At 74.4% G+C, this 19,836-nt stretch carries 20 protein-coding genes; 4 read left to right on the forward strand and 16 right to left on the reverse strand.

Annotated elements, in window-relative coordinates; genetic code table 11:
• Positions 1 to 124 precede the first annotated feature (124 nt).
• The 13 genes from ACFFXY_RS14210 to ACFFXY_RS14270 all read right to left on the reverse strand — a co-directional run bounded on the left by ACFFXY_RS14210 (position 125) and on the right by ACFFXY_RS14270 (position 12,023).
• Positions 125 to 478 carry a tRNA-binding protein gene (locus ACFFXY_RS14210; protein WP_382351488.1) on the reverse strand — a complete coding sequence of 118 codons (354 nt, stop codon included), beginning with the start codon at positions 476 to 478 and terminating at the stop codon, positions 125 to 127.
• A 23-nt stretch (positions 479 to 501) separates the two neighbouring features.
• Complete coding sequence (gene alc, locus ACFFXY_RS14215) at positions 502 to 1,488, reverse strand: allantoicase (protein WP_382351491.1); 987 nt, start codon at positions 1,486 to 1,488, stop codon at positions 502 to 504.
• A complete protein-coding gene (allB, locus tag ACFFXY_RS14220) occupies positions 1,485 to 2,837 on the reverse strand; it encodes an allantoinase AllB (RefSeq protein WP_382351494.1) in 1,353 nt (450 codons plus the stop codon). The genes alc and allB overlap by 4 nt, the downstream gene beginning before the upstream one ends.
• A 70-nt stretch (positions 2,838 to 2,907) precedes the next feature.
• The gene (locus ACFFXY_RS14225) at positions 2,908 to 3,318 is read right to left on the reverse strand and encodes an allophanate hydrolase-related protein (protein WP_382351497.1); all 411 of its coding nucleotides are present in this window, start codon (positions 3,316 to 3,318) and stop codon (positions 2,908 to 2,910) included.
• A gap of 15 nt (positions 3,319 to 3,333) precedes the next feature.
• On the reverse strand, positions 3,334 to 4,368 hold the full coding sequence (locus ACFFXY_RS14230; protein WP_382351500.1) for an XdhC family protein: 1,035 nt from the start codon (positions 4,366 to 4,368) through the stop codon (positions 3,334 to 3,336).
• The gene (locus ACFFXY_RS14235; RefSeq protein ID WP_382352006.1) at positions 4,365 to 6,563 is read right to left on the reverse strand and encodes a molybdopterin cofactor-binding domain-containing protein; all 2,199 of its coding nucleotides are present in this window, start codon (positions 6,561 to 6,563) and stop codon (positions 4,365 to 4,367) included. Before ACFFXY_RS14235 ends, ACFFXY_RS14230 begins: the two co-directional genes overlap by 4 nt.
• Before the next feature lie 334 nt (positions 6,564 to 6,897).
• Positions 6,898 to 8,259, reverse strand: a complete 1,362-nt coding sequence (locus tag ACFFXY_RS14240) for an 8-oxoguanine deaminase (RefSeq protein WP_382351503.1) — start codon at positions 8,257 to 8,259, stop codon at positions 6,898 to 6,900.
• 91 nt (positions 8,260 to 8,350) lie between these two features.
• Positions 8,351 to 8,815 carry a (2Fe-2S)-binding protein gene (locus ACFFXY_RS14245; protein WP_382351506.1) on the reverse strand — a complete coding sequence of 155 codons (465 nt, stop codon included), beginning with the start codon at positions 8,813 to 8,815 and terminating at the stop codon, positions 8,351 to 8,353.
• A complete protein-coding gene (locus ACFFXY_RS14250; protein ID WP_382351509.1) occupies positions 8,806 to 9,078 on the reverse strand; it encodes a hypothetical protein in 273 nt (90 codons plus the stop codon). The genes ACFFXY_RS14245 and ACFFXY_RS14250 overlap by 10 nt, the downstream gene beginning before the upstream one ends.
• 103 nt (positions 9,079 to 9,181) lie before the next feature.
• On the reverse strand, positions 9,182 to 10,054 hold the full coding sequence (locus tag ACFFXY_RS14255) for an FAD binding domain-containing protein (protein WP_382351512.1): 873 nt from the start codon (positions 10,052 to 10,054) through the stop codon (positions 9,182 to 9,184).
• Positions 10,051 to 10,899 carry a factor-independent urate hydroxylase gene (gene pucL, locus ACFFXY_RS14260; protein ID WP_382351515.1) on the reverse strand — a complete coding sequence of 283 codons (849 nt, stop codon included), beginning with the start codon at positions 10,897 to 10,899 and terminating at the stop codon, positions 10,051 to 10,053. Before pucL ends, ACFFXY_RS14255 begins: the two co-directional genes overlap by 4 nt.
• Complete coding sequence (gene uraH / locus ACFFXY_RS14265; protein ID WP_382351518.1) at positions 10,900 to 11,301, reverse strand: hydroxyisourate hydrolase; 402 nt, start codon at positions 11,299 to 11,301, stop codon at positions 10,900 to 10,902.
• Positions 11,298 to 12,023 carry a 2-oxo-4-hydroxy-4-carboxy-5-ureidoimidazoline decarboxylase gene (locus ACFFXY_RS14270; RefSeq protein ID WP_382351521.1) on the reverse strand — a complete coding sequence of 242 codons (726 nt, stop codon included), beginning with the start codon at positions 12,021 to 12,023 and terminating at the stop codon, positions 11,298 to 11,300. The genes uraH and ACFFXY_RS14270 overlap by 4 nt, the downstream gene beginning before the upstream one ends.
• A 268-nt stretch (positions 12,024 to 12,291) precedes the next feature.
• Between ACFFXY_RS14270 and ACFFXY_RS14275 the strand changes: the two genes are divergently transcribed.
• Both ACFFXY_RS14275 and ACFFXY_RS14280 read left to right on the forward strand, forming a co-directional pair.
• The gene (locus ACFFXY_RS14275; protein ID WP_382351524.1) at positions 12,292 to 13,809 is read left to right on the forward strand and encodes a PucR family transcriptional regulator; all 1,518 of its coding nucleotides are present in this window, start codon (positions 12,292 to 12,294) and stop codon (positions 13,807 to 13,809) included.
• Between the two features lie 79 nt (positions 13,810 to 13,888).
• Positions 13,889 to 14,476, forward strand: a complete 588-nt coding sequence (locus ACFFXY_RS14280) for a nucleotidyltransferase family protein (RefSeq protein ID WP_382351527.1) — start codon at positions 13,889 to 13,891, stop codon at positions 14,474 to 14,476.
• Positions 14,477 to 14,520: 44 nt separating this feature from the next.
• On the opposite strand, the gene ndk is transcribed toward ACFFXY_RS14280, so the two are convergent.
• Entirely contained in the window at positions 14,521 to 14,928 is a 408-nt protein-coding gene (gene ndk / locus ACFFXY_RS14285) for a nucleoside-diphosphate kinase (RefSeq protein WP_382351530.1), read from the reverse strand.
• 126 nt (positions 14,929 to 15,054) lie between these two features.
• On the opposite strand from ndk, the gene ACFFXY_RS14290 reads away from it, so the two are divergent.
• A complete protein-coding gene (locus ACFFXY_RS14290; RefSeq protein ID WP_382351533.1) occupies positions 15,055 to 16,836 on the forward strand; it encodes a VOC family protein in 1,782 nt (593 codons plus the stop codon).
• A gap of 47 nt (positions 16,837 to 16,883) precedes the next feature.
• Positions 16,884 to 17,903, forward strand: coding sequence for an SCO2521 family protein (locus ACFFXY_RS14295; protein ID WP_382351536.1), 1,020 nt, complete (start codon positions 16,884 to 16,886; stop codon positions 17,901 to 17,903).
• Here the strand turns inward: ACFFXY_RS14295 and ACFFXY_RS14300 are convergent.
• Positions 17,900 to 18,895: an SCO2522 family protein gene (locus ACFFXY_RS14300; RefSeq protein WP_382351539.1), complete on the reverse strand. Its 996-nt coding sequence runs from the start codon at positions 18,893 to 18,895 to the stop codon at positions 17,900 to 17,902. The genes ACFFXY_RS14295 and ACFFXY_RS14300 overlap by 4 nt on opposite strands.
• Positions 18,892 to 19,836 (reverse strand): SCO2523 family variant P-loop protein, encoded by a 945-nt coding sequence (locus ACFFXY_RS14305; RefSeq protein WP_359944047.1) that lies wholly within the window; start codon positions 19,834 to 19,836, stop codon positions 18,892 to 18,894. Before ACFFXY_RS14305 ends, ACFFXY_RS14300 begins: the two co-directional genes overlap by 4 nt.

Here is a 19,836-nt window from a genome sequence, read left to right on the forward strand (position 1 = left end):
GGGCTCCCTGAGGGGTGGCCCGGGCCGTTGGGGGCGGGCCCGGGCGTGTCGTGCCTGTACTGGGGAGACGTCGCCGCGGGCCGGCGGGTTGCGGGTCCTTTGGGGAACAGCGGGTGAACCGGGGTCAGGAGATGCGGGCGCCGATCGGGACGTCGGCGTCGGGGGCGAGGAGCACGACTTCGTCGGTGCCGTCGACGGGGACGCCGAGGACGAGCACTTCGGACATGAAGTCGGCGATCTGGCGGGGCGGGAAGTTGGTGACGGCGACGACGGTGCGGCCGACGAGCTCGTCGGGGGTGTAGCGGGCGGTGATCTGGGCACTGGAGCGTTTGACGCCGAGGTCGCCGAAGTCGATCCAGAGCTTGTAGGCGGGTTTGCGGGCTTTGGCGAAGACTTCGGCGCGTTCGATGCGGCCGGTGCGGATCTCGGTGCGGAAGAAGTCGTCGGCGCTGCTGTGCCCGGGTGTCTGGTGTGCCATGCGGGGAGGATATCGCCGCGCGTTCAGGCGCGGAACCGGGTTTCGAGGTCGCGGAGGGCGTCGGGGGTGAGGCGGCCGTAGAGGCGCAGGCGGGCGATGCCGCCGTCGGGGAAGATGTTGAGCCGCACGGCGGTCGCGGGGCGGTCGCCGGCGAGGAGGAACCGGTGGGGCGTGTCGGGTTGGAGGGCGGTGCGTTCGAGGAGGGGGAACGTGTCGTCGCCGTCGGCGGCGTCGAGGGAGGCCCAGCCGGGGGCGTTGTGCTTGAGGTGGGTGGTGTCGAGTTCGGCGATGCGGACGGTGCCGCGTCCGGCGAGGCGCACGTCGAGCCATTCGTGGCCGGGGGTGCGGCGGCGGGCGGTCTCCCAGCCGTCGGCCTGGCTGGCGGGGAGGCCGGGCATGATGGCGCCGGCCGGGTTGGAGTAGAAGGCGTTGGAGGCGCCGGTGACGGTGGCGCCGTTGGCGAGTGCGGCGAGGTCGAGGGGCAGGTCGGCGAAGCCCGCGGGGTCGGGGACGGGGGTGCCGTGGACGCGGAGCCGGGCGACGCCGCCGTCGGGGTGGAGGTTGAGGCGGACGTGGGTGTAGCGGGTGGGGTCGTCCACGTCGTACTCGTTGCGGTGGTCGCCCTTGGCGTCGGCGACGGGGACGACGGTGCGCCAGTCGGCCTCCAGGAGGTCGGCGAGGGCGGGGTGGCCGTCGGCGCGGCAGGCGTCTACCGAGATGCGGGGCGGGTAGTTGCCGGTGAAGTAGGCGGTGTCGACGGCGACGGCGCGGATGACGCCGGGGACGCCGAGGCGGACGATCGCCCAGTCGTGGCCTTCGTCGCGGCGGCGGCGGGTCTCCCAGCCGTCGTAGACCTGGCCTTTGGCGCCGAAGGTGTGCGCGCTGTGGACGACGGGGTAGGGGCGGATGAGGTGCTCCTTCTCGGCGAAGGACTCGTCGTTGGCGGCGATGACGGCGCCGCCGAGGGCGCGGGCGGCGAGGTCGGGAAGGCTCCAGGCGGTGCCGTTCATCGGGGGCTCCTTCGCAGTTGGCGGCCGCGCGGTGCGGCCGCGGTGTCGATGCGCTTGCCGCGCAGCCAGGTGGCGGCGACGCCGCCGGTGAGGCGGCGGCCGTCGTAGGGGGTGACGGGGTGGCGGTGGTGGAGGTCGGCGGCGCGGACGGTCCATTCGCGCTCGGGGTCGAAGGCGACGAGGTCGGCGTCCGCTCCGGCGGCGATGCGGCCCTTGCGGTGGAGGCGTGCGAAGTCGGCGGGGCCGCGGGAGGTCCAGGCGGCGAGGTCGGCGAGGCCGTGCCCGCGGGTGCGGGCCTCGGTCCACAGGACGGGGAGGCCGAGCTGGAGGGAGGCGATGCCGCCCCAGGAGGTGGCGAAGTCGCCGGTCTTCATGGCCGGGGGGCTGGGCGAGTGGTCGGAGACGACGAAGTCGATGCGGCCCTGGGCGAGGCCGTCCCAGAGGGCGTCGCGGTTGGCGGCGCCGCGGATGGGCGGGCAGCATTTGAACGCGGTGGCGCCGTCGGGGATCTGCTCGGCGGTGAGGGCGAGGTAGTGGGGGCAGGTCTCGGCGGTGACGGCGACGCCGTCGCGGCGGGCGCGGGCGAGCGGTTCGAGGGCCTCGGCGGCGGACAGGTGGAGGAGGTGGACGCGGGCGCCGGTCGCGCCGGCGGCGTCGATGACGTCGCGGATCGCGTCGGTCTCGGCTTCGGGCGGGCGGGTGGCGAGGAAGTCCGCGAAGGCCGGGGCCGCGGGGGTGTCGCGGAGGCGGGCGGGGTCCTCGGCGTGGACGAGGAGGACGGCGCCGAGGGCGGCGACGGCGGCGCAGGCGCGGCGCAGGCCCTCGCGGTCGAGGGGCGGGAACTCGTCGACTCCCGATGGGGCCGTGAAGCATTTGAAGCCGAAGACGCCCGCGTCGTGGAGTGCTTTCAGTTCGGTCTCGTTGCCGGGGATCGCGCCGCCCCAGAAGCCGGTGTCGACCCAGGTCTTGCCTTTGGCGGCGGCGCGCTTGGCGGCGAGCGCGGGGGCGTCGACGGTGGGCGGGAGGCTGTTGAGCGGCATGTCGATCAGGGTGGTGACGCCGCCCGCGGCGGCGGCGCGGGTGGCGGTCGCGAAGCCCTCCCATTCGGTGCGGCCGGGTTCGTTGACGTGGACGTGGGTGTCGACGAGCCCGGGGAGGAGCGCGAGGTCGCGGAGGTCTTCGGTGCGGCGCGCGGGGATCGGTTCGTCGTAGTCGCCGATGACGGCGATCCGCTCGCCCGCGACGGCGACGGCCGCGGGCCGCTCGCCGTCGGGGAGGACGGCGCGCCGGGAGCGGAGCACCAGGTCGTAGACGACGGGCCCGGAAATGTCGGAGGGGTCGGCCATCATGGTGACTCCAGGTGCGGGAGTGATGACGGGAAGGGGGTGGGGCCGGAGCGGCCGGGAGCGGCGAGGCGGCTCATCGGGGTTCGGCTTTCGCGGCCTTGTAGGCCCGCCAGGAGCCGTGGGCGGTGATGTCGGTCAGGCCGGGGAGGCCGGCGCAGTCGTCGCGCAGGCGCATGCCGAGGGCTTCGGCGCCGTCGGCGAGGCCGACGACGCCGAGTTCGAGGTCCGGGGGTTCGGCGGGGAGCAGGGAGGTGCGCAGCACGAGCAGGTCGATGTCGTAGAGCTCGCCGGTGACGGCGGCGCCGTCGGTTCCGGGGGGCGCCGCCTGGAGGGCCGGGTGGTCGTCCGCGACGCCGTCGAGGGGCACCGAGTGGAGCCGGTAGATCGGCAGGGTCGTGGCCGGTCCGATGAACGGGGCGCCGCCGATGAGGTGGTGGAGGTTGCCGCCTTTCATGCCGCCTCCGTTGAGGAACATGTGGACCATGGTCGGCTCCTTCGCTCAGTGGTGGATGGGGCCTTGGGCTTCGGTGAGGAAGCCCGCGGCGGCGCCGTTGCGGACGGCGGTGATCTCGGCGAGGATCGACAGCGCGGTCTCCTCGGTGGTGCGGCCGTTGAGGTCGAGGCCGATCGGAGACCTGAGGCGGGCGAGCGCGGCCTCGGGGACGCCGGTGTCGCGCAGGCGCGCGAGGCGGGCCCGGTGGGTGGCGCGCGAGCCCATGGCGCCGATGTACCCGGCGTCGGAGGCGAGGGCGCGTTCGAGAAGGGGGACGTCGAACTTCTCGTCGTGGGTGAGGACGCACACCGCGGTGTCGGCGTCGGCGTCCGCCTTGTCGAAGTGGCGGTGCGGCCAGTCGACGACGACGTGGTCGGCTTCGGGGAAGCGGATCGCGGTGGCGAAGACGGGGCGGGCGTCGCAGACGGTGACGCGGTAGCCGAGCTGCTTGGCGATCCTGACGAGCGGCCCGGCGAAGTCGACGGCGCCGTAGACGAGCAGCCGCGGCGGCGGGGTGTGCACTTCGACGGCGAACTCGCCGGTGCGCCCGGAGGCGGCGGGCAGGTCGGGGCCGCCCAGTTCCAGCGGTCCCGTGCCGTGCCCTTGGAACACCCCTTCGGCGGTGATGGCGACGGCCTGGCCGATGCGGGGCCCTTCGACGGCGCGGAAGAGGGTGACCGGTTCCCCGGCGAGGATCGCGTCGAGGGCGGCGGCGACGGCGGTGTCGTCGGGGGCGACGCGGACGATGAGGACGTCCATGGTGCCGCCGCAGGTGAGGCCCACGGCGAGGGCGTCCTCGTCGCTGTACCCGAAGGACTCGACGGCGGGCTCGCCGGTGTCGAGCACGTCCTGGCAGCGGAGGTACACGGCGGCTTCGACGCAGCCGCCGGAGACGCCGCCGACGGCCGCTCCCTGGCCGTCGACGGCGAGCGCGGTGCCGAGCGGGCGCGGCGAGGACCCGGTGGTCCCGATGAGGGACGCGAGCGCGAAGGGGCGGCCTTCGCGCATCCAGGCGCGCAGCACGGCGGCGATGGTGTTCATGAGGGCCTCCCGACGGTGAGGTGCTCGGGTCTGACGGGGACGCGGGTGAGCGCGAGCCCGGTGGCGTCCCGGATCGCGGCGACGATCGCGGGCGTGGAGGACAGCGTCGGGGGCTCTCCGGCGCCGCGGAGCCCGTACGGCGCTTCGGGGTCGGCGTTCTCGACGATGACCAGGCGCATCGGGGGCATGTCGAGGATGGTGGGGATGAGGTAGTCGGTGAAGGACGCGTTTTTGACGCGGCCGTCGTCGGTGACGATCTCCTCCATGACGGCGAGGCCGAGCCCTTGGGCGCTGCCGCCCTGGATCTGCCCTTCGAGGGCGACCGGGTTGAGGGCCTTGCCGACGTCCTGGACGCACGTGAGGTCCACGACCTTGACGAGCCCCAGCTCCACGTCGACGTCCACGGTGGCGCGGTGGACGCAGAGCGCGAGCTGCACGTGGCTCTCGCCCTGGCCGGTGACGGGGTCCATGGGCTTGGTGGCGCGGTGGCGGAACACGCGGGTGGCCTCGATGGGGCCGTCGGCGAGGTCGCGGTCGCGCCACAGTTCGCGGACGGCCTCGCACGCGGCCTTGACGGCGCCGCCGGTCATGTACGACTGGCGGGACGCGGAGGAGGACCCGGCGGACCCGGCCTTGGTGTCGTTGGGCAGCAGCACGACCCGTTCGATCCCGAGTTCGGTGCGGGCGATCTGGGTCTGGAGGTTCCAGTGGCCCTGCCCGACTTCGGCTGCGGCCGTGTGGATGTAGGCGACGGGTTCGCCGTCGTGCTCGGGCCCGCCGAGTTCGAGGCGGACGCGCGCGGTCGAGTAGTCGTCGAAGCCTTCGGAGTAGCAGATGTTCTTGAGGCCGACGCCGTAGCCGACGCCGCGGCGCACGCCTTCGCCGTGGGTGGTGTTGCCGGTCCCGCCGGGGAGTTCGACGATGTCGCGCCCGGGGGGCACGGGCGGCACCGGTATGTCGGCGAACCGGTCGAGGAGGTCGCGCAGGGGCGAGAACGGCTGCCCGTCAACGGCTCTCGCGGGGTCGTAGGCGTCGACGACCTGGCCGTTGACGAGCTTGTCGCCTTGGGCGAGGGCGTTGCGGCGGCGCACTTCGAGGGGGTCGAGGCCGAGCGCGTCGGCAATGGCGTCCATTTGGGACTCGTAGGCGAAGCAGGTCTGCACGCCGCCGAAGCCGCGCATCGCCCCGCACGGCGGGTTGTTGGTGCGCGCGCCCCATGCGTCGACGCTGACGTGCTCGACCTTGTAGGGCCCCACGGCGAGCGACGCGGCGTTGCCGACGACGGCCTCACTGGTGGAGGCGTACGCGCCGCCGTCGAGGACGATGTGCGCCTTGACGTACACGAGCCGCCCCTCGGCGTCGGCGCCGTGCTCGTACCGCATCCGCGCGGGGTGGCGGTGGACGTGGCCGAGGAACGACTCGGCCCGGTCGTACATCATCTTCACGGGCCGCTTCGTGCGCAGGGCGAGCATCGCCATGTGGACCTGCACGGACAGGTCCTCGCGGGCGCCGAACGCGCCGCCGATCCCGGCCATCGCCAGGTGGAGGCGCTCGGGCGGCAGGCCCAGGCACGGCGCGATCTGCTCCAGGTCGGAGTGGAGCCACTGGGTCGCCACGTGCAGCACGAGACCGTCCTCAGTGGGCACCGCCACGCCGGACTCGGGGCCGAGCGGCGCCTGGTCCTGCATGCCGACCTCGTACTCGCGGGCGACCACGACGGCCGCCGCGGCGGTCTCGGGCTCGCCGAGCCGCACCGGCTGGTACCGGAAGTACTCCCCCGCGGCGACCGCTTCGCCTGCGTCGCAGCACGGTTCGAGGACCTCGTACTCGACCTCGACGAGCTCGGCGGCGCGTCGGGCGAGGTCGAGGGTCTCGGCGGCGACGACCGCGACCGGCTCCCCCTGGTAGTTCACTTCACCGGACGCGAGCACCGGCTGGTCGGCCTCGATGAGTCCGTAGTGGAGCTTCCCGGGGACGTCGGCGGCGGTGAGCACCGCGGCGACCCCGGGCAGCGCCAGCGCGGCGGCGGTGTCGACCGACCGGATCAGCGCCCGCGCGTGCGGGCTGCGGAGCGTGTGGCCCCACAGCATCCCCGCGAACGCGAGGTCCGAGGCGTACTCGAAGGCCCCGTTGACCTTCGCCTCCGCTTCGGGCCGGATCGGCGACTGCCCGACCCGGCCGTCGGTCACCCGCACGGACGGAGCACCCGGCTGCGGGGCGCGGGCCGACGCCCCGCCGACGCCGCCGCCGACCGCTTCTCCGGTCGGAGCGCCGGAGTGCCGCACGCCGCCGTCACCGGCCCGCGAGCGCGCGGCGGGCACGGCCCGCCCGGCGCTGCCCTCGCTTCCGGAGGCTCGGAGCACGGACGGCTGCTCGGCGGCTCCCTCGACCCGTGTCCGCCCGACGGCGGTCACGCGGCCGGGCGAGTCCCCGGCGACCGCATCGGCAGACGTGCGCCCTGCGGAGGAGCCGGGGGTGTGCCCGACCCCGCCGGCTGCCCAGGGCGGCGGGGTCGGAGTCGTCGCGGGTTCAGGCATCGCGTGCCTCCCTCAGGTCGGCGCTGGCGGCGGCGAGGTCCTTGGCGAGCGTCTCGGTGTCGGCGGTGCGCAGCTCCCCGTCGGCGACGACGGTCCGCCCGGCGACGGCGAGGAGCCGCAGGGGCGCGGCGGGCCCGAGGACGAGGGCCGCGACGGGGTCGGCGATCCCGGCGTGGCCGAGGCCGGTGAGGTCCCACAGGGCGACGTCGCCCTGCTTGCCGGTTTCGAGGGAGCCGATCTCGGCCTCGCGGCCCAGCACCCGCGCGCCGCCGCTGGTGGCCAGGCGCAGGGCCGTGCGGGCGTCCATCGCGTGCGGGCCGTGGAGCTGCCGCGCGGTGTAGACCGCCTGCCGCAGCTCCTCCCCGAGGTGCCCGGCCTCCTGGCTCGCGGCGCCGTCGACGCCGAGGCCCACGGGGACGCCCGCGGCGAGCATCCCGGGGACGTCGGCGAGCCCGGTCCCCAAGCGGGCGTTGGACGAGGGGCAGTGCGCGACCCCGGTCCCGGCCGCGCCGAGGCGGGCCCGGGAGCGGTCGTCCAGGTGGACGGCGTGCGCCAGCCAGACGTCGTCGGCGATCCAGCCGACCCGGTCCATGTACTCGACCGGGTCGCAGCCGTGGACCCGCGCGCAGAACTCGGCCTCGTCCACGGTCTCGCACAGGTGCGTGTGGAGCCGCACGCCCTTGTCGCGGGCCAGCGCCGCCGATTCGCGCAGCAGCTCGGTGGAGACGGAGAACGGCGAGCACGGCGCGACGCTGATGCGCAGCATCGACCCGGGCGCCGGGTCGTGGTGGCGGTCGACGGCCTCGGCGGTTGCCGCGAGCGCGGCGTCGAGGTCCTCCACGATGCGGTCGGGCGGCAGGCCGCCGTCGGCGACGCCGCGGTCCATGGAGCCGCGGGCGAGCTGCAAGCGGACGCCGACGCGGGCGGCGGCGGCGATCTGCACGTCGACCAGCTCGGCGGCCTGGCCGCCGGGGTAGACATAGTGGTGGTCGGCGGCGGTGGTGCAGCCGGACATGGCGAGCCATGCGAGCCCGGCGGTGTTGGCGGCGGCGACGTGGTCGGGGCGCAGGCGACCCCACACGGGGTAGAGGTCCACGAGCCATTCGAAGAGGGTGTGGTCGGTGGCGTATCCCCTGGTGGCCCATTGGTACAGGTGGTGGTGGGTGTTGACGAGGCCGGGGGTGGCAAGGCAGCCGGTTCCGTCGATGCGCTGCGCGCCTTCGACATGCGGGGCGGGGCCTGGCCCGACGGCGGTGATGACGCCGTCTTCGACGACGACGTGCCCGGCGGCGTGCTCGGTGCCCGCGGCGTCGACGGTGGCCACAAAGGAGTTCTCGATCACGATCGCGGTCATCGGGCACGCTCCGGGGTCGGATTGTCACACCCGGCGGGGAGGCTTGCGGTCCCCGGAGCGAATGCGGAAGGAGGTGGCGGGATGCGGTGATTCACGGGCGCTCACCGGCCAGGGCGGCGGCGGCCGTGTGGACGGCGTCGATGATCTTCTCGTAGCCGGTGCACCGGCACAGGTTCCCGGCGAGGGCTTCGCGGATGTCCGCGTCGCCCGGGTCGGGGTCGCGTTCGAGGAGGTCGGCGACGGACACGAGCAGTCCCGGCGTGCAGAACCCGCACTGCACGGCCCCGCACTGCACGAAGGCGTCGCGCACGGGCCGCGGGACCGCGCCGACGACGGTCTTGACCTCGCGGCCTTCGCACTGGGCGGTGGCGACGAGGCACGCGCACACGGGCGCGCCGTCGAGCAGGACCGTGCACGACCCGCACTCGCCCTGCTCGCAGGCGTTCTTGGCGCCGGTGAGTCCGAGCCGGTCGCGCAGTGTCGACAGGAGGCTCTCGCCGGGCCGGTCGATCTCGGCGGCCAGTTCGGCGCCGTCGACGTGCATGGTCACGCGCATCGCGGCCTCCTCGGGTCGGCGGGCCGGGCGATGCCGCGGTGCGCGGCGCGGTCGCGCTCGGCCGGGTTCGGCACCCGGCGGGGGCGGTCTGCGTGCTGGTAGGCCGCGGTGTCGGCGCGTCGCGCCGCCGGGATCATCGCCCGGCGCGGGCGCTCCGGGTGCCGGACGGCCGCGGTGTGGGCGCTTCGCGCCGCCGGGTTCGCCGCCCGGGGTGTGCGGGCCAGGTGCGGCGCGCGGCCGGTGGTGCCGGTGGGTGCGGTCATCGGGACCTCCTCGGCCGGACCGGTCGGGGCACCGCCGCCATGGCGGGGCCGGGTCGGTCGGACGGGTCGTCTTGGGTGCGGCCGGTGGTGCGGGTGGGTGCGGTCATCGGGGGCTCCTGTCGTGGGCTGCGGTCCAGACGCGGCGGAGGGCTCGGGCGGCGCAGACGGCGAGGGCGTGGCGGCGGTAGGCGGCGGTGCCGCGGACGTCGTCGATGGGGCGGGCGGCCGCGGCGACGCGGCGGCCGAACTCGGCGGCGAGGGTGTCGTCGAGGCGGCCCGGGTCGGCCCAGGGCAGGTCGATCGCCTCGGCGTCGGGTGCGGTGAGGGGCACGGGTCCGGCGGAGCCGATGCCGGTGCCGAGGCGGCGGGCGTCGAGGTCGAGCGCGAGGGCGAAGGAGCAGACCGCGATGACCATGGCGTTGCGGGTGCCGACCTTGAGGAACTGCTGCGGCCCGGCGGCCTTGGGGACGGTGACGGCGGTGACGAGTTCGCCCGGCCGGAGCGCGGAGCGCTTGGGGCCCAAGTAGAACTCGCCGATCGGGACGGTCCGCACGCCGCCGGTGGAGGTGAGCTCCACGGTCGCGCCGGTGGCGAGGAGCGGCGGGTGGCCGTCGCCCGCGGGCGAGGCGGTGGCGAGGTTGCCGCCGAGGGTGCCCCTGTTGCGGATCTGCGGGGAGCCGACGGTGCGGGCGGCGGCGGCCAGGCCCGGGAGGACCGTCGCGAGCTCGGCGGTGATGCGCGCGTACGGGACGCCCGAGCCGATGCGGATCGCCGGTCCCTCGTCGGTCCACTCGCGCAGCTCCGCGAGGCCGGTGAGGTCGAGCATCGCCTCGGGCCGGGTGTGCCGGTAGTTGACGGCGACCATCAGGTCGGTGCCCCCGGCGACGGGGACGGCCTCGGGGTGCTCGGCGAGGAGGCGCACGGCCTCGCCCACCGCCGCCGGGCGGTGGAAGTCGAACCGGGTCGCGACGGTCACGGCGCCTCCCTTCGGACCGTGCCCTCGATGAGCCCGTAGGGCAGGTCGCCGGCCTGGAAGACCGCGCCGGGGTTGTCGAGGCCGAACGGCGCGAGGTCGACGAGGTAGTGGTGCCGGTTCGGCAGGGACAGGCGCACGTCGCGGGCCTCGGGGACCGCCTTCAGTATGCGCTCGCCGACGGCGTAGAGGGTCTGTTGCAGCGAGAGCGAGTAGGTGTCGGCGAACGCCGCGGCCAGGGCGGCGCGGGCGGCGTCGAAGGCGGTGTCGTACGCCGCGGGTACGGTCGCGTAGTCCCAGGTCGCGGTGACCGCGGTCGCGAGGATGCGGTCGGCGGTCTCGGGGAGGGTCGTGTACCCGTCGGCGAGGAAGCCGCCGAACTCGGAGTCGGTGGTGTTGAGGAGCAGGAGGTCCTCGACGCCGGCGGTGATCGCGGCAGCCCCGCCGTCGTAGGCGGCCTCAGCGGTGCGGATCTCGCCGCCGTCGCCGCGGGCGAAGGAGTGGTCGCCGATGCGGGTCCACGGGTGCTCCTCGACGCGGACGCGGGCGTGCGTGATGGAGGGGGTGGTGTCGACGAAGTGCCGGGCCAGGCGCTCGGCGAACGCCTCGACGGTGCCGATGCCGTCCCGTGCGAAGGCGTACGCGGTGTTCTTCTGCGTGTCGGTGGGGAGGACGCCGGTGTTGTCGCCGGAGTAGTGGGTGGCGTCGAGGTCCCCGGCGAGCGCGGTGTGCACGGTGAGGTCGCGGATCGTGTGGCGCGCGGTGGCGCGGTCGACGTGGACGAGCCGGATGCCGGACTTGCCGTAGCTGTTGGGGCCCAAGGTGAACCCTGGCGCGGGTGCGTTCATCTAGCTGCCTCGATACGTGGAGTAGGCGAAGGGGCTCAGCAGGAGCGGGACGTGGTGGTGCCCGTCGGCGACGGTGAAGGCGACGTCGACTTCGGGGTAGAACGTGTCGGTGCCGCGCGCGGCGAACCACGCGCCGGTGTCGAACCGGAGCCGGTGGACGCCGGGCGCGGTGCGCCAGGCGGCGACGCGGCCGTCGGCGTCGGTGCTCCCGGTGCGGACCACCATGTAGGCGTCCCCGCCGGGTGCGCTGTCCTCGCGGCGCAGGAGCGTGAGGCGCACGCCCGCGGCGGGGCGGCCGGTGGCGGCGTCGAGCACGTGGGAGGAAACCGTGGGGGCGGGTGCGGCGGCCGCGCTCAGGGCGTCGGTGGCGGCGGGAGCCGCGTCGTGGTCGGCGGTGCTCATCGGTCCTCCCCGAACGCCTTGCCGAGCCGGAAGGCGACGATCTTGCGGAGTTCGGCGCGGGTCTCGGCGCGTTCGGTCGGTTCGTCGTTGGCGAGGCGGCGGCGGGCCGCGGCGAGGATGTCCTCGGCGGCGAGGCCGGTGGCGCAGATGAGGAAGACACGGCCGAAGCGCTCTTCGTAGGCGGCGTTGGCGTCGGCCAGCTCGGCCCGGACGGCGGCGTCGGCGGTCATCGCGCGGGCCTGCTCGCTCCGCGACCACTCGGCCTCGGGCCCGGCGGGTACGGCCGGTTCACGATCGCCGACGGGTGCGGGGAGGCCGGCGGCGCGGTCGGCCGACACCCCTGACACCGGTTCGGTGCCGTTCGGCGCGGCCGCATCGAAGCCGGTGGCGCGGTCGGCCAACGGTCCCGGCGCCGGTTCAGCGCCGCCCTGCGCGCCCGGTGCACCGAATCCTGGAGCGTCGACACGCCCGGCCGGGACCGCCGCCGGATGCGGGCGCCCCGCGCCGCCGCCGATGCGCGGGTGGGCGTCCACGGCGCGTTCGACCTCGGTGTCAGCGAGGGCGTCGAAGGCCGCGAGGGCGGCGGCGGTGAGCGCGTCGAGGGACTCGTAAGGCCGGTCGGCCGCGAGGCGCCGGGCCCAGGCGGGCGAGGCGCAGCAGGCCGTGAGGACCCGTGTCGCGGACTCGGGGTCCGCGGTGTTGAACCCACCGAGCGTCCACATCGGCGCCTCCCGTTCACGTCCGGTCCTCCGCGGTGTCCCCACAGCGTCGCAGGTTTGTCACCGCGTCGGGCAATTGAAGCCGAAACGCGAGGCAGAAGGCATTGTCAACGCCTATGAAACCTTGGTTTCCCGGTCGTTAAATGCTGGAGGATCGTCCAAAGCCGGCGCGTCGGCGGGGCTATGGTGGGCTGTATCCACCGCGTCCCGAACCCGCCTGAGAAGGCCGGACCCCCTGGGGGCCACCATGCGACTGCGTACCCTGCTTCAGATGCCGGAACTGGGCCTGACCCTCGTGTCGGGCCGCCACCACCTGGACCGGGAGGTCCGGTGGGTCGTGCCGACCGACCTGCGCGACCCGCGCCGGTACCTGTCCGGCGGCGAGCTGGTGCTCACCGGGATGATGTGGCGCCGGGCCGAGCGGGACTCGGACGCGTTCGTGCGCAACCTGACCGCCGCCGGGGTGACCGCGCTCGGCGCGGGCGACCACCCGGACTTCCACTCGGTGCCGTCCGATCTGGTCGACGCTTGCGCCGCCCACGACCTGCCGCTGTTCACCGTGGACGCCGAGGTCGCGTTCGCGGAGATCACCGAGCGGATCGTGCAGCGCCTCTCCGCGGGACGCTCCGGCGACCTCGCCTCGCTCCTGGACCGGCACCGGCGGCTCATCGCCGCCGACGGCATCGGCCAGATCCTCGAACTCATCGACCGCGAACTGGGCATGGAGTGCCTGGTCCTGTCCCCCGCGGGACGGGCCCTGCGCGGGAGCCTCGAACTCGGCGAATCGGAGCGGGCCGCCGTCGTGGCCCGCGCGCACGCCGCGGACCGGCTGCCGCAGAAGGTGACCCTGGACCGGCACCGCTGCTGCTCGGTGTTCGGCATCGGCTCCACCATCCACACCGGACGCTTCCTGGTCGTGGACGACGACCACACCCGCTGGCCGCCCGAGCGCCGCCTCGTCGCCGAGCAGCTCTCGGCACTGCTCATGCTCGAACTGGACGACCCGTCGCAGCGCCCCGCCCCCCACGTCGAACTCGTCACCGCGCTCCACGAGGGCCGCGCCGACGCGCACCTGCTGCGCTCCGCGGGCCTGCCCGCCGACGGCCCCGCCACCGTCATCGCCGCGACCGGCGACCCCGAGGCCCTGCGCGAGGCCGTCGTCGCCGAGACCCTCCACTACGCAACGGCCGCAACGACCGAAGACCCGCTGCGCCCGCCGACGGCCGCATGGGCGAGCCGCGGCGGCGAGACCGTCGCCGTCCTCACCGGCATAGCCGCCGGACCCGAGGAGCGCGCCCGCCTCGTCGCGTGGGCGAGGCGCGCCGCCGCCGTCCTCCAAGCCGCGCACCCGGGCGGGACCGGCGCCGTCGGCGTCGGCATCGCCGACCCCGTCGCCTCCCCCGGTGGGCTCGGCGGCGCCCTCGAACAGGCCCGGCACACCGCCGCGCTCGCCCAGCCGCGGCCCGGCCGCATCGAGGTCGCCGAACCCGACCACCTCGTGTCCCACCGGATGCTCCTGGCGGCCGTCCCCCCTGACGTGTCCCGCGCGTTCCGCACCCGCGTCCTCGACCCGCTCCTCGAATACGACGCCCGCCACCGCTCCGACCTGCTGCCGACCCTGCGGCGGTTCCTCGAATGCGACGGCTCCTGGCGCCAGTGCGCCGTGAGCCTCCACGTCCACGTCAACACCGTCCGGTACCGCATGCGCCGAGTCGAGGAGCTCACCGGCCGCGACCTGCGCAATCCCCTCGACCGGATGGACCTCGCACTGGCGGTCAGCCTCGACTGACCGCCCCCAGACGGGCGGCGCAGGGGGCGCCGCCGCACATTCCGCCGCGAGGCGGGACCAGCACAAGGGGGATCGACACATGGGGAACACCGCGGGGCTCGTGCTCGCCGCAGGCGCCGGAAGGCGCTTCGGCCAGCCGAAGGCCCTCGTCGAATACGACGGCCGCAGCCTGCTCGACCGGGCCGTGGCCACACTGCGGGACGGCGGGTGCCGCCAGGTCCTGGCCGTGCTCGGCGCCGGGGCGGAGCAGGCGCTCTCCGCAGCGACGGAGGCGTTCACGCCGGTCGTGAACCGGCGCTGGGGGCAGGGGCTGTCGACGTCGCTGAAAGCGGGGCTCGCGGCCGTGCCCTCGCGCTACGACGGGGTCGTCGTGACCCTCGTCGACCAGCCGCGCATCGAGGCCGAGGCGGTGCGGCGGCTCATCGCGGCCGCCGCCGAGGGGGCCACGGTCGCGATCGCGACCTACGCGGGCCGGCGCGGCCACCCGATGTACTTCGCGCGCGAGCACCTCGACGGCATCGCCGCCGGGGCCGTCGGGGACCGGGGGGCCCGCGACTTCATCGCCGCGAACGGGGACCTCGTGGCCGAGGTCGCGTGCCCGGGCGACCCGGTCGACGTCGACACCCCGGCCGACCTGGCGGCGCTCCAGCACCCGAGCCCCGCCTAGCGGGGCGCCGGGCGCACTGCTGCCAGCGTCGTCAGCGGTGCACCCTAAGCGGTGAACCAGAGGTCGATCTCGCGCTTCGCGGACTCCTCGGAGTCCGAGGCGTGGATGAGGTTCTGCTGGTTCGACACCGAGAAGTCCCCGCGGATCGTCCCCGGCGCGGCCTTGCGGCCGTCGGTGGCGCCGGCGAGCAGCCGCACCACCGGGATCGCCTCGTCCCCGGACACGACCAGGCTCACCAGCGGACCCGACGTCATGAACGACTTCAGCCCCTCGTAGTACGGCCGCCCCACGTGCTCGGCGTAGTGCGCGTCCGACAGCGCCTCGTCCATCGTCCGCAGCCGCAGCTCCTCGACGCGCAAGCCCTTGCGCTCCAGGCGGGACAGGACTTCGCCGACGAGCCCGCGCCTGACGGCGTCGGGTTTGATCAACACGAGCGTGCGCTGCTCGGCCACGTGGAACTCCTTGGAAGCGTCTGTCGGATCGGTGGCTGCCATCGTAAGCGATGTTGTGCCGGTTGCCTCACCCACGTACGATTCACGTTGAAACCCGGTTTCCCAGTTGCGGATGAGGTGTCCCAGATGCCCCCAAGACAGCCACCCCGTCCCGCCCCGCGGCCTTCCAAGGCCCCCAGCCGGGGCGGCGCGAAGGGCGGGGCCGCCCGCGGTGGGACAAAAGGTGCGGCGAAAGGCGGCGCCGCCAAGGCCGGGGCCCGCAAGGCCGCGCCCGCCAAGGCGCAGCCGCGCAGCGTGCGCCAGCAGCAGGCCCGCGGCCAGACCGCCGAGCAGCTGCGGCAGCAGCGCCTCCTCCAGGACCAGCAGCGCCGCCAGCAGCAGGCCCGCTGGTGGGCGATCAACCAGCACGCCATGAAGGATCTGCACTCGCGCCAGCACCACGCGGCGGGCGGCGAGGCGATCGGCACGGTCCTCAACGCGGACAGGCGGATGCGGTGGCGCACCTCGCGGGCGATCGGCGCCATCACTTTACTGATCCTGGCGTTCTTCTTCACCTCCATGGCGATCGGCGCGCAGAGCGTCGGCATCGCCGTGCTCGCGTTCCTGTGCCTCGCGGGGTGCATCGCGTTCTTCACGATCGAGCACTCGGCCCGGCGATTCCCGCAGCCGGTCCCCGCGCCGCCGCTCATCGGGCAGCACCGGCTCGAAGACCTCATCGTCGAGGACGACCCGCCGCGCGGCGCCCCCGTCAAGAAGGAGCCCGAACGCGGCTCCCTCGACGACCTCTTCCAGCCCGACCGGCCCGAGACCGCGCCGATCCCGGAGCCGCCCAAGGCACCTGAACCCCCGGCCGCGGCGGTCCCCGAGCCGCCGGCCGCGACGCCGATGACGGCGGTGGCCGAGCCCGTCGAGGCGGAGCCGCTGACCGAGTCGGTCGAGGCGCCCGAGACGGCTGCCCCGGCCGCCACGCCTGAGCCCGTCGCAACTGACGAGGCCGCGCCGGAACCGGCCGCATCGAGCGAGACCAAGGACGAACCCGCTGCGGCCGAAGGACTTCCGCAGCGCGAGCCCCCGGCTCCCGCCCGGGACGCGGCCGCCCCCGGACCCCCGCTGTTCGTGGTGTCCGAAGCGCTCAAGGCCGCGTCCGAGCCGTCCCCGGAGCGGCGGGCCGAACCGGTCGAGGCCGCCGAGGAACCCGCGGCCGAGCCCGGACCCGCTGCGGCGCAAGCCGAAGCGCCCCCGCTCGCCGAGGCGCCAGTGGACTCGGCGTCCTCGGAGTCGGCCCCGCTGCCCGCCGACCCGCCCCCGGGGTTCACGCTGCCGAGCGAGCAGATCGGCGGGGAGACCAAGGTCGAGGTCGTCGACATGCCGCTCGACGCGCCCGCCGACGACGAGCCGCCGTCGAAGGGCCCCATCGCCGAAGCCGCGTCGAAGCTCCGCTCGCCGTCCCCGCCGCGCCCGCGGGCCTCCGACGAAGGGAGCAGCCTCGCGCGCGACCTCGCCGAACTGCTCCTGTCGGAGCAGCGGCTCGGGGGCACCGACGTCACCGACGTCGCGGCCACGCTCGTCGTCGCCGACTTGGAGCGCTCCGTCGAGTTCTACAGGGACGCTTTGGGCCTGGCGATCTCCGACCGGACCGCCGAAGCGGCCGTCCTCGACGCGGGCTTCGGGAAGATCCTGCTGTGGGAGCGCCCCGACGCGCCGCCCGGCGAGACCGGGATCATGCACCTCACCTTCGAGGTCGGCGACATCGACGCCGCGTTCACGCAGATGAACGAGGCGGGCGTCCAGTTCCTGCACCTGCCGCGGACCGCGCTGCTGGGGCAGAACTACGAGATGCGGGCGGCCGCGTTCCGGGACCCGGACGGGCACGGCCTGGCGATCACCGAGCACCGGGAGCGCGACTAAACATCTGATCGAAGCCGTTCCCGCCCTTGCGAACCGGAGTGTGCCCAATGCTCATCGTCGGCGAGATCCACACCGCACTGCTGCCGCACTCGCGACCGCTGACACCCGAGGAGGCCCGCGCGGCCCTGTCGCTCGCCGTGGGCGAGACCGTCGTCCAGTGGGCGCGGCCCGTCCCGCACACGGCCTCGCCGGTGCTCCTGCACGGCGTCGACTGCAAGCTGCCGCTCGCGCCCAAGCAGGACAACCGGCACGCCGACGACAAGTCCGCGAACGGCACGGTCCGGGCCGTGGGCACGGTCTGCTCGCGGGCGGTGCTCACCGGCGGGCACCTCCTCCAGGGCTCGGCGTGGACGGCCGTCGCCCCGCCGCAGCAGCCGCGGCGGATGCCCTGGTCGTACTACCTGGCGCGGCCCGGGACGCTGGAGACCATCGGGAACTTCGAGGCCGAGCGCCTCGCCCGCGCGTTCCTCGTCGCCGAGAACCGCAGGGACCGCTCCGAACTGCTCGACACCGCCGCCATCGCCCGCCACTCCATCCACGACGTGCTCTCGCGCCCCGTCCTCGACCAGCGCCCGCCCGTCAAGACCGGCTCGACCCGCCTGCGGTGGGCCGCCATCGCCGACCCCGGCACGCGCCGGGCCGTGGCGTTCCGCCTGGTCGGCAACGACCGGCGGCGCATGAGCATGGTCACCGGCGTGGTCGACCCCGAATCCATAGCGGCCGCCGCAGAGGATCTGGCGATCCACGACTGGCTCCTGACGGCCGTCGCCGCGCGGATCGCGCTCGCGAAGATCGGCGACGACCCGCGGCACACCCTGCGGACCCTCCGCCCGGTCGTGGACCACCTGCTGCACCTGTGGTCGGCGGGCGCGCGGACCTCCCGCGACCTGGAGTTCATGTGGGACTCGCTGGAGCGGCGCCCGGGACTGTCGCGGCAGTGGGCCACGATGACCGAGCGCGTGCGCTCCCAGATCGACTACGGCGCGGCCGATCTCGCCGCGAAGATGCTCGACATGATGGAGCAGAACCAGCGCCAGGGCGGGTCCGCGGATCGGTTCTTGCGCTAGAGCGGCCCCTGGAAGATGTAGGACAATCGGTCCACCAGCTCGTCCGGGAGCGACATGCCCTCGCGCTCGGCGGACTTGCGGATCTGGTCGAGTGCGCCCGTGTCGGGGCGGACGCTCCCGCAGATGACGCGCACCGCGTGCTCGACCTCCAGGAAGTCCACCGACAGGACCGACACGGTCCGGTACGCGGGGAACGGGAACGCCTTCTTGTTCAGCTGGAGGATCGGCGGCATCTCCGACCACCGGTCGGGGAAGCGGTTCCCGAGTCGCTGACCGGGCACGTGGCCGTGCTCGGCGGGCACGAGCGACTCGACCGGCTCGGGCACGCCGATGCGCTTGCCCTGGTCGCGCAGCACGCCCAGGCGGATGAGCTGCCACACCGCGGCGAGCATCGGGCACGACCAGCGGCGGCCCTTCGGGGTGTCGTTCCACAGCTCCACGTCGAGGAACACCGAGTGCTCGCGGCGGGCGTTCTGGCTCGGCGGGATCCACCGCAAAGGCGCGCCCATCGCGATGCCGCGCGGCTTCGGCGTGGGCACGCCGTTGGGGAGCCAGCCGAGGTCCGAGACGGGCGGGCGCGAGCCGTTCGTGCCCGGCGGCGGCTCGAACACGATCCGGTCGGCCACGAGCGCCGCGAGCTGCAAGGGCCCCATGCGGTCGCACGCGGACTCGCGGGCCAGGTAGTCGATGCGCAGGCCCGCGTCCGCGGCGGCCTCCGAGACCTGGGCGATGAGGTGCTCGGGGTCGGGCAGGTCCTGGTGGAAGTAGTCGTCCACGAGGTAGCAGGTGCTCACGCGCGGCGTGCGCCCGCCGAGGCGCTTCGACAGGGCTTCGGTGGTGCCGTGGACCCACGCGGCCGCCGACGCCATCTGCTCCTTGAGCGCGTCGGGCCGGGCGAGGTCGTCGGCGTACAGGTGCCCGACCTCAATCGAGAGGTGGGACATGCCGAACCGCTCGGTGCGCTGCTTGGCGCTGGTCTCCTCGTACGTCATTCGATCCCCCGGACGCTCGCTTCGAGTCCGGGCACGAACAGCTCCTCCGCCGAGCGGGACGCCAGGTCGGAGAAGGCCCGGACGGTCTCCTGGTTGGCGATCCGCAGGGTGACCGTGTCGGCGTCGGTGATGATCTGCTCGCGCCACTGGAGGACCGGGTCGAGCGGCACCGAGCCGAGGAGGTTCATGCGGCCGAGCTTCAGGCGCGCGGCCATCTGGTGCAGGTCGGCGTCGATCTTGCGGAGCCACCGGATCTGCGTGGCCTCCAGGCCCTTGAGGTCGGCCCCGTCGGGGTCCACGACCGCGGTGCGCACGTAACGGATCGAGGCCAGGAGCTTGCGCTGGTACTCCTCGCCGTAGGACTTCGCGGTCTCGACCAGGCCGCGTTCGCCGTAGACGAGGGAGTGGGCGGCGATGACGTGCTGCTTGGTCCAGCGGTGGTAGACGATCCACCGCCACGGGAGGTTCGCCAGCTCGGGGCGGGCGGTGGCGGCCATGACCATCTCGGTGGCGTGCGAGCGCCCGGCGGAGAGGTCCACGATGACGAGGTCGAACTCGCGCGAGAGCTCTTGCAGGAGTTTGACGCAGCGGTCCACGGTGTTCTCGTCGCCGGGGAACTCCGAGCCGTCCGCGTCCCCGGGGCACAGGACCAGCTCCCCGGCCCCGTCGGGGCGGGCCTGGAGCTCGGTGCGGTCGCTCACGGCCCATACCGAGTGGCGCTCGGGCTCGGAGGCGAGGTCCTGGAGGTACTCGTGGATGCCGTTGCCGTACGTGCCGTGCTCCAGGTCGTCGATCCCGAAGATCGCCCCGGCCGTGGGCGAACCGAAGTCGAAGTCCACATAGCACACGTTCATGCCCTGGACGGCCCGCCGGTACGCGAGGTTGCACGAGGAGACCGACCGGCCCGTGCCGCCCTTGTCCGAGGTCGCGAACAGCAGCAT

It is taken from the genome of Glycomyces mayteni, assembly GCF_042428885.1.
Lineage (GTDB): Bacteria > Actinomycetota > Actinomycetes > Mycobacteriales > Micromonosporaceae > Glycomyces > Glycomyces mayteni.

Excerpts from the sequence above, each read along its gene's own strand:
- ACFFXY_RS14210 (WP_382351488.1), bottom strand. The coding sequence starts at position 478 with ATGGCACACCAGACACCCGGGCACAGCAGCGCCGACGACTTCTTCCGC.
- uraH (WP_382351518.1), bottom strand. The coding sequence starts at position 11,301 with ATGAGCACCGCCGACCACGACGCGGCTCCCGCCGCCACCGACGCCCTG.
- ACFFXY_RS14245 (WP_382351506.1), bottom strand. The coding sequence starts at position 8,815 with ATGCGCGTGACCATGCACGTCGACGGCGCCGAACTGGCCGCCGAGATC.
- allB (WP_382351494.1), bottom strand. The coding sequence starts at position 2,837 with ATGATGGCCGACCCCTCCGACATTTCCGGGCCCGTCGTCTACGACCTG.
- ACFFXY_RS14240 (WP_382351503.1), bottom strand. The coding sequence starts at position 8,259 with ATGACCGCGATCGTGATCGAGAACTCCTTTGTGGCCACCGTCGACGCC.
- ACFFXY_RS14280 (WP_382351527.1), top strand. The coding sequence starts at position 13,889 with ATGGGGAACACCGCGGGGCTCGTGCTCGCCGCAGGCGCCGGAAGGCGC.
- ACFFXY_RS14290 (WP_382351533.1), top strand. The coding sequence starts at position 15,055 with ATGCCCCCAAGACAGCCACCCCGTCCCGCCCCGCGGCCTTCCAAGGCC.
- pucL (WP_382351515.1), bottom strand. The coding sequence starts at position 10,899 with ATGAACGCACCCGCGCCAGGGTTCACCTTGGGCCCCAACAGCTACGGC.
- ACFFXY_RS14300 (WP_382351539.1), bottom strand. The coding sequence starts at position 18,895 with ATGACGTACGAGGAGACCAGCGCCAAGCAGCGCACCGAGCGGTTCGGC.
- ACFFXY_RS14225 (WP_382351497.1), bottom strand. The coding sequence starts at position 3,318 with ATGGTCCACATGTTCCTCAACGGAGGCGGCATGAAAGGCGGCAACCTC.
- alc (WP_382351491.1), bottom strand. The coding sequence starts at position 1,488 with ATGAACGGCACCGCCTGGAGCCTTCCCGACCTCGCCGCCCGCGCCCTC.
- ACFFXY_RS14250 (WP_382351509.1), bottom strand. The coding sequence starts at position 9,078 with ATGACCGCACCCACCGGCACCACCGGCCGCGCGCCGCACCTGGCCCGC.
- ACFFXY_RS14275 (WP_382351524.1), top strand. The coding sequence starts at position 12,292 with ATGCCGGAACTGGGCCTGACCCTCGTGTCGGGCCGCCACCACCTGGAC.
- ACFFXY_RS14305 (WP_359944047.1), bottom strand. The coding sequence starts at position 19,836 with ATGCTGCTGTTCGCGACCTCGGACAAGGGCGGCACGGGCCGGTCGGTC.
- ACFFXY_RS14270 (WP_382351521.1), bottom strand. The coding sequence starts at position 12,023 with ATGTGGACGCTCGGTGGGTTCAACACCGCGGACCCCGAGTCCGCGACA.
- ACFFXY_RS14295 (WP_382351536.1), top strand. The coding sequence starts at position 16,884 with ATGCTCATCGTCGGCGAGATCCACACCGCACTGCTGCCGCACTCGCGA.
- ACFFXY_RS14230 (WP_382351500.1), bottom strand. The coding sequence starts at position 4,368 with ATGAACACCATCGCCGCCGTGCTGCGCGCCTGGATGCGCGAAGGCCGC.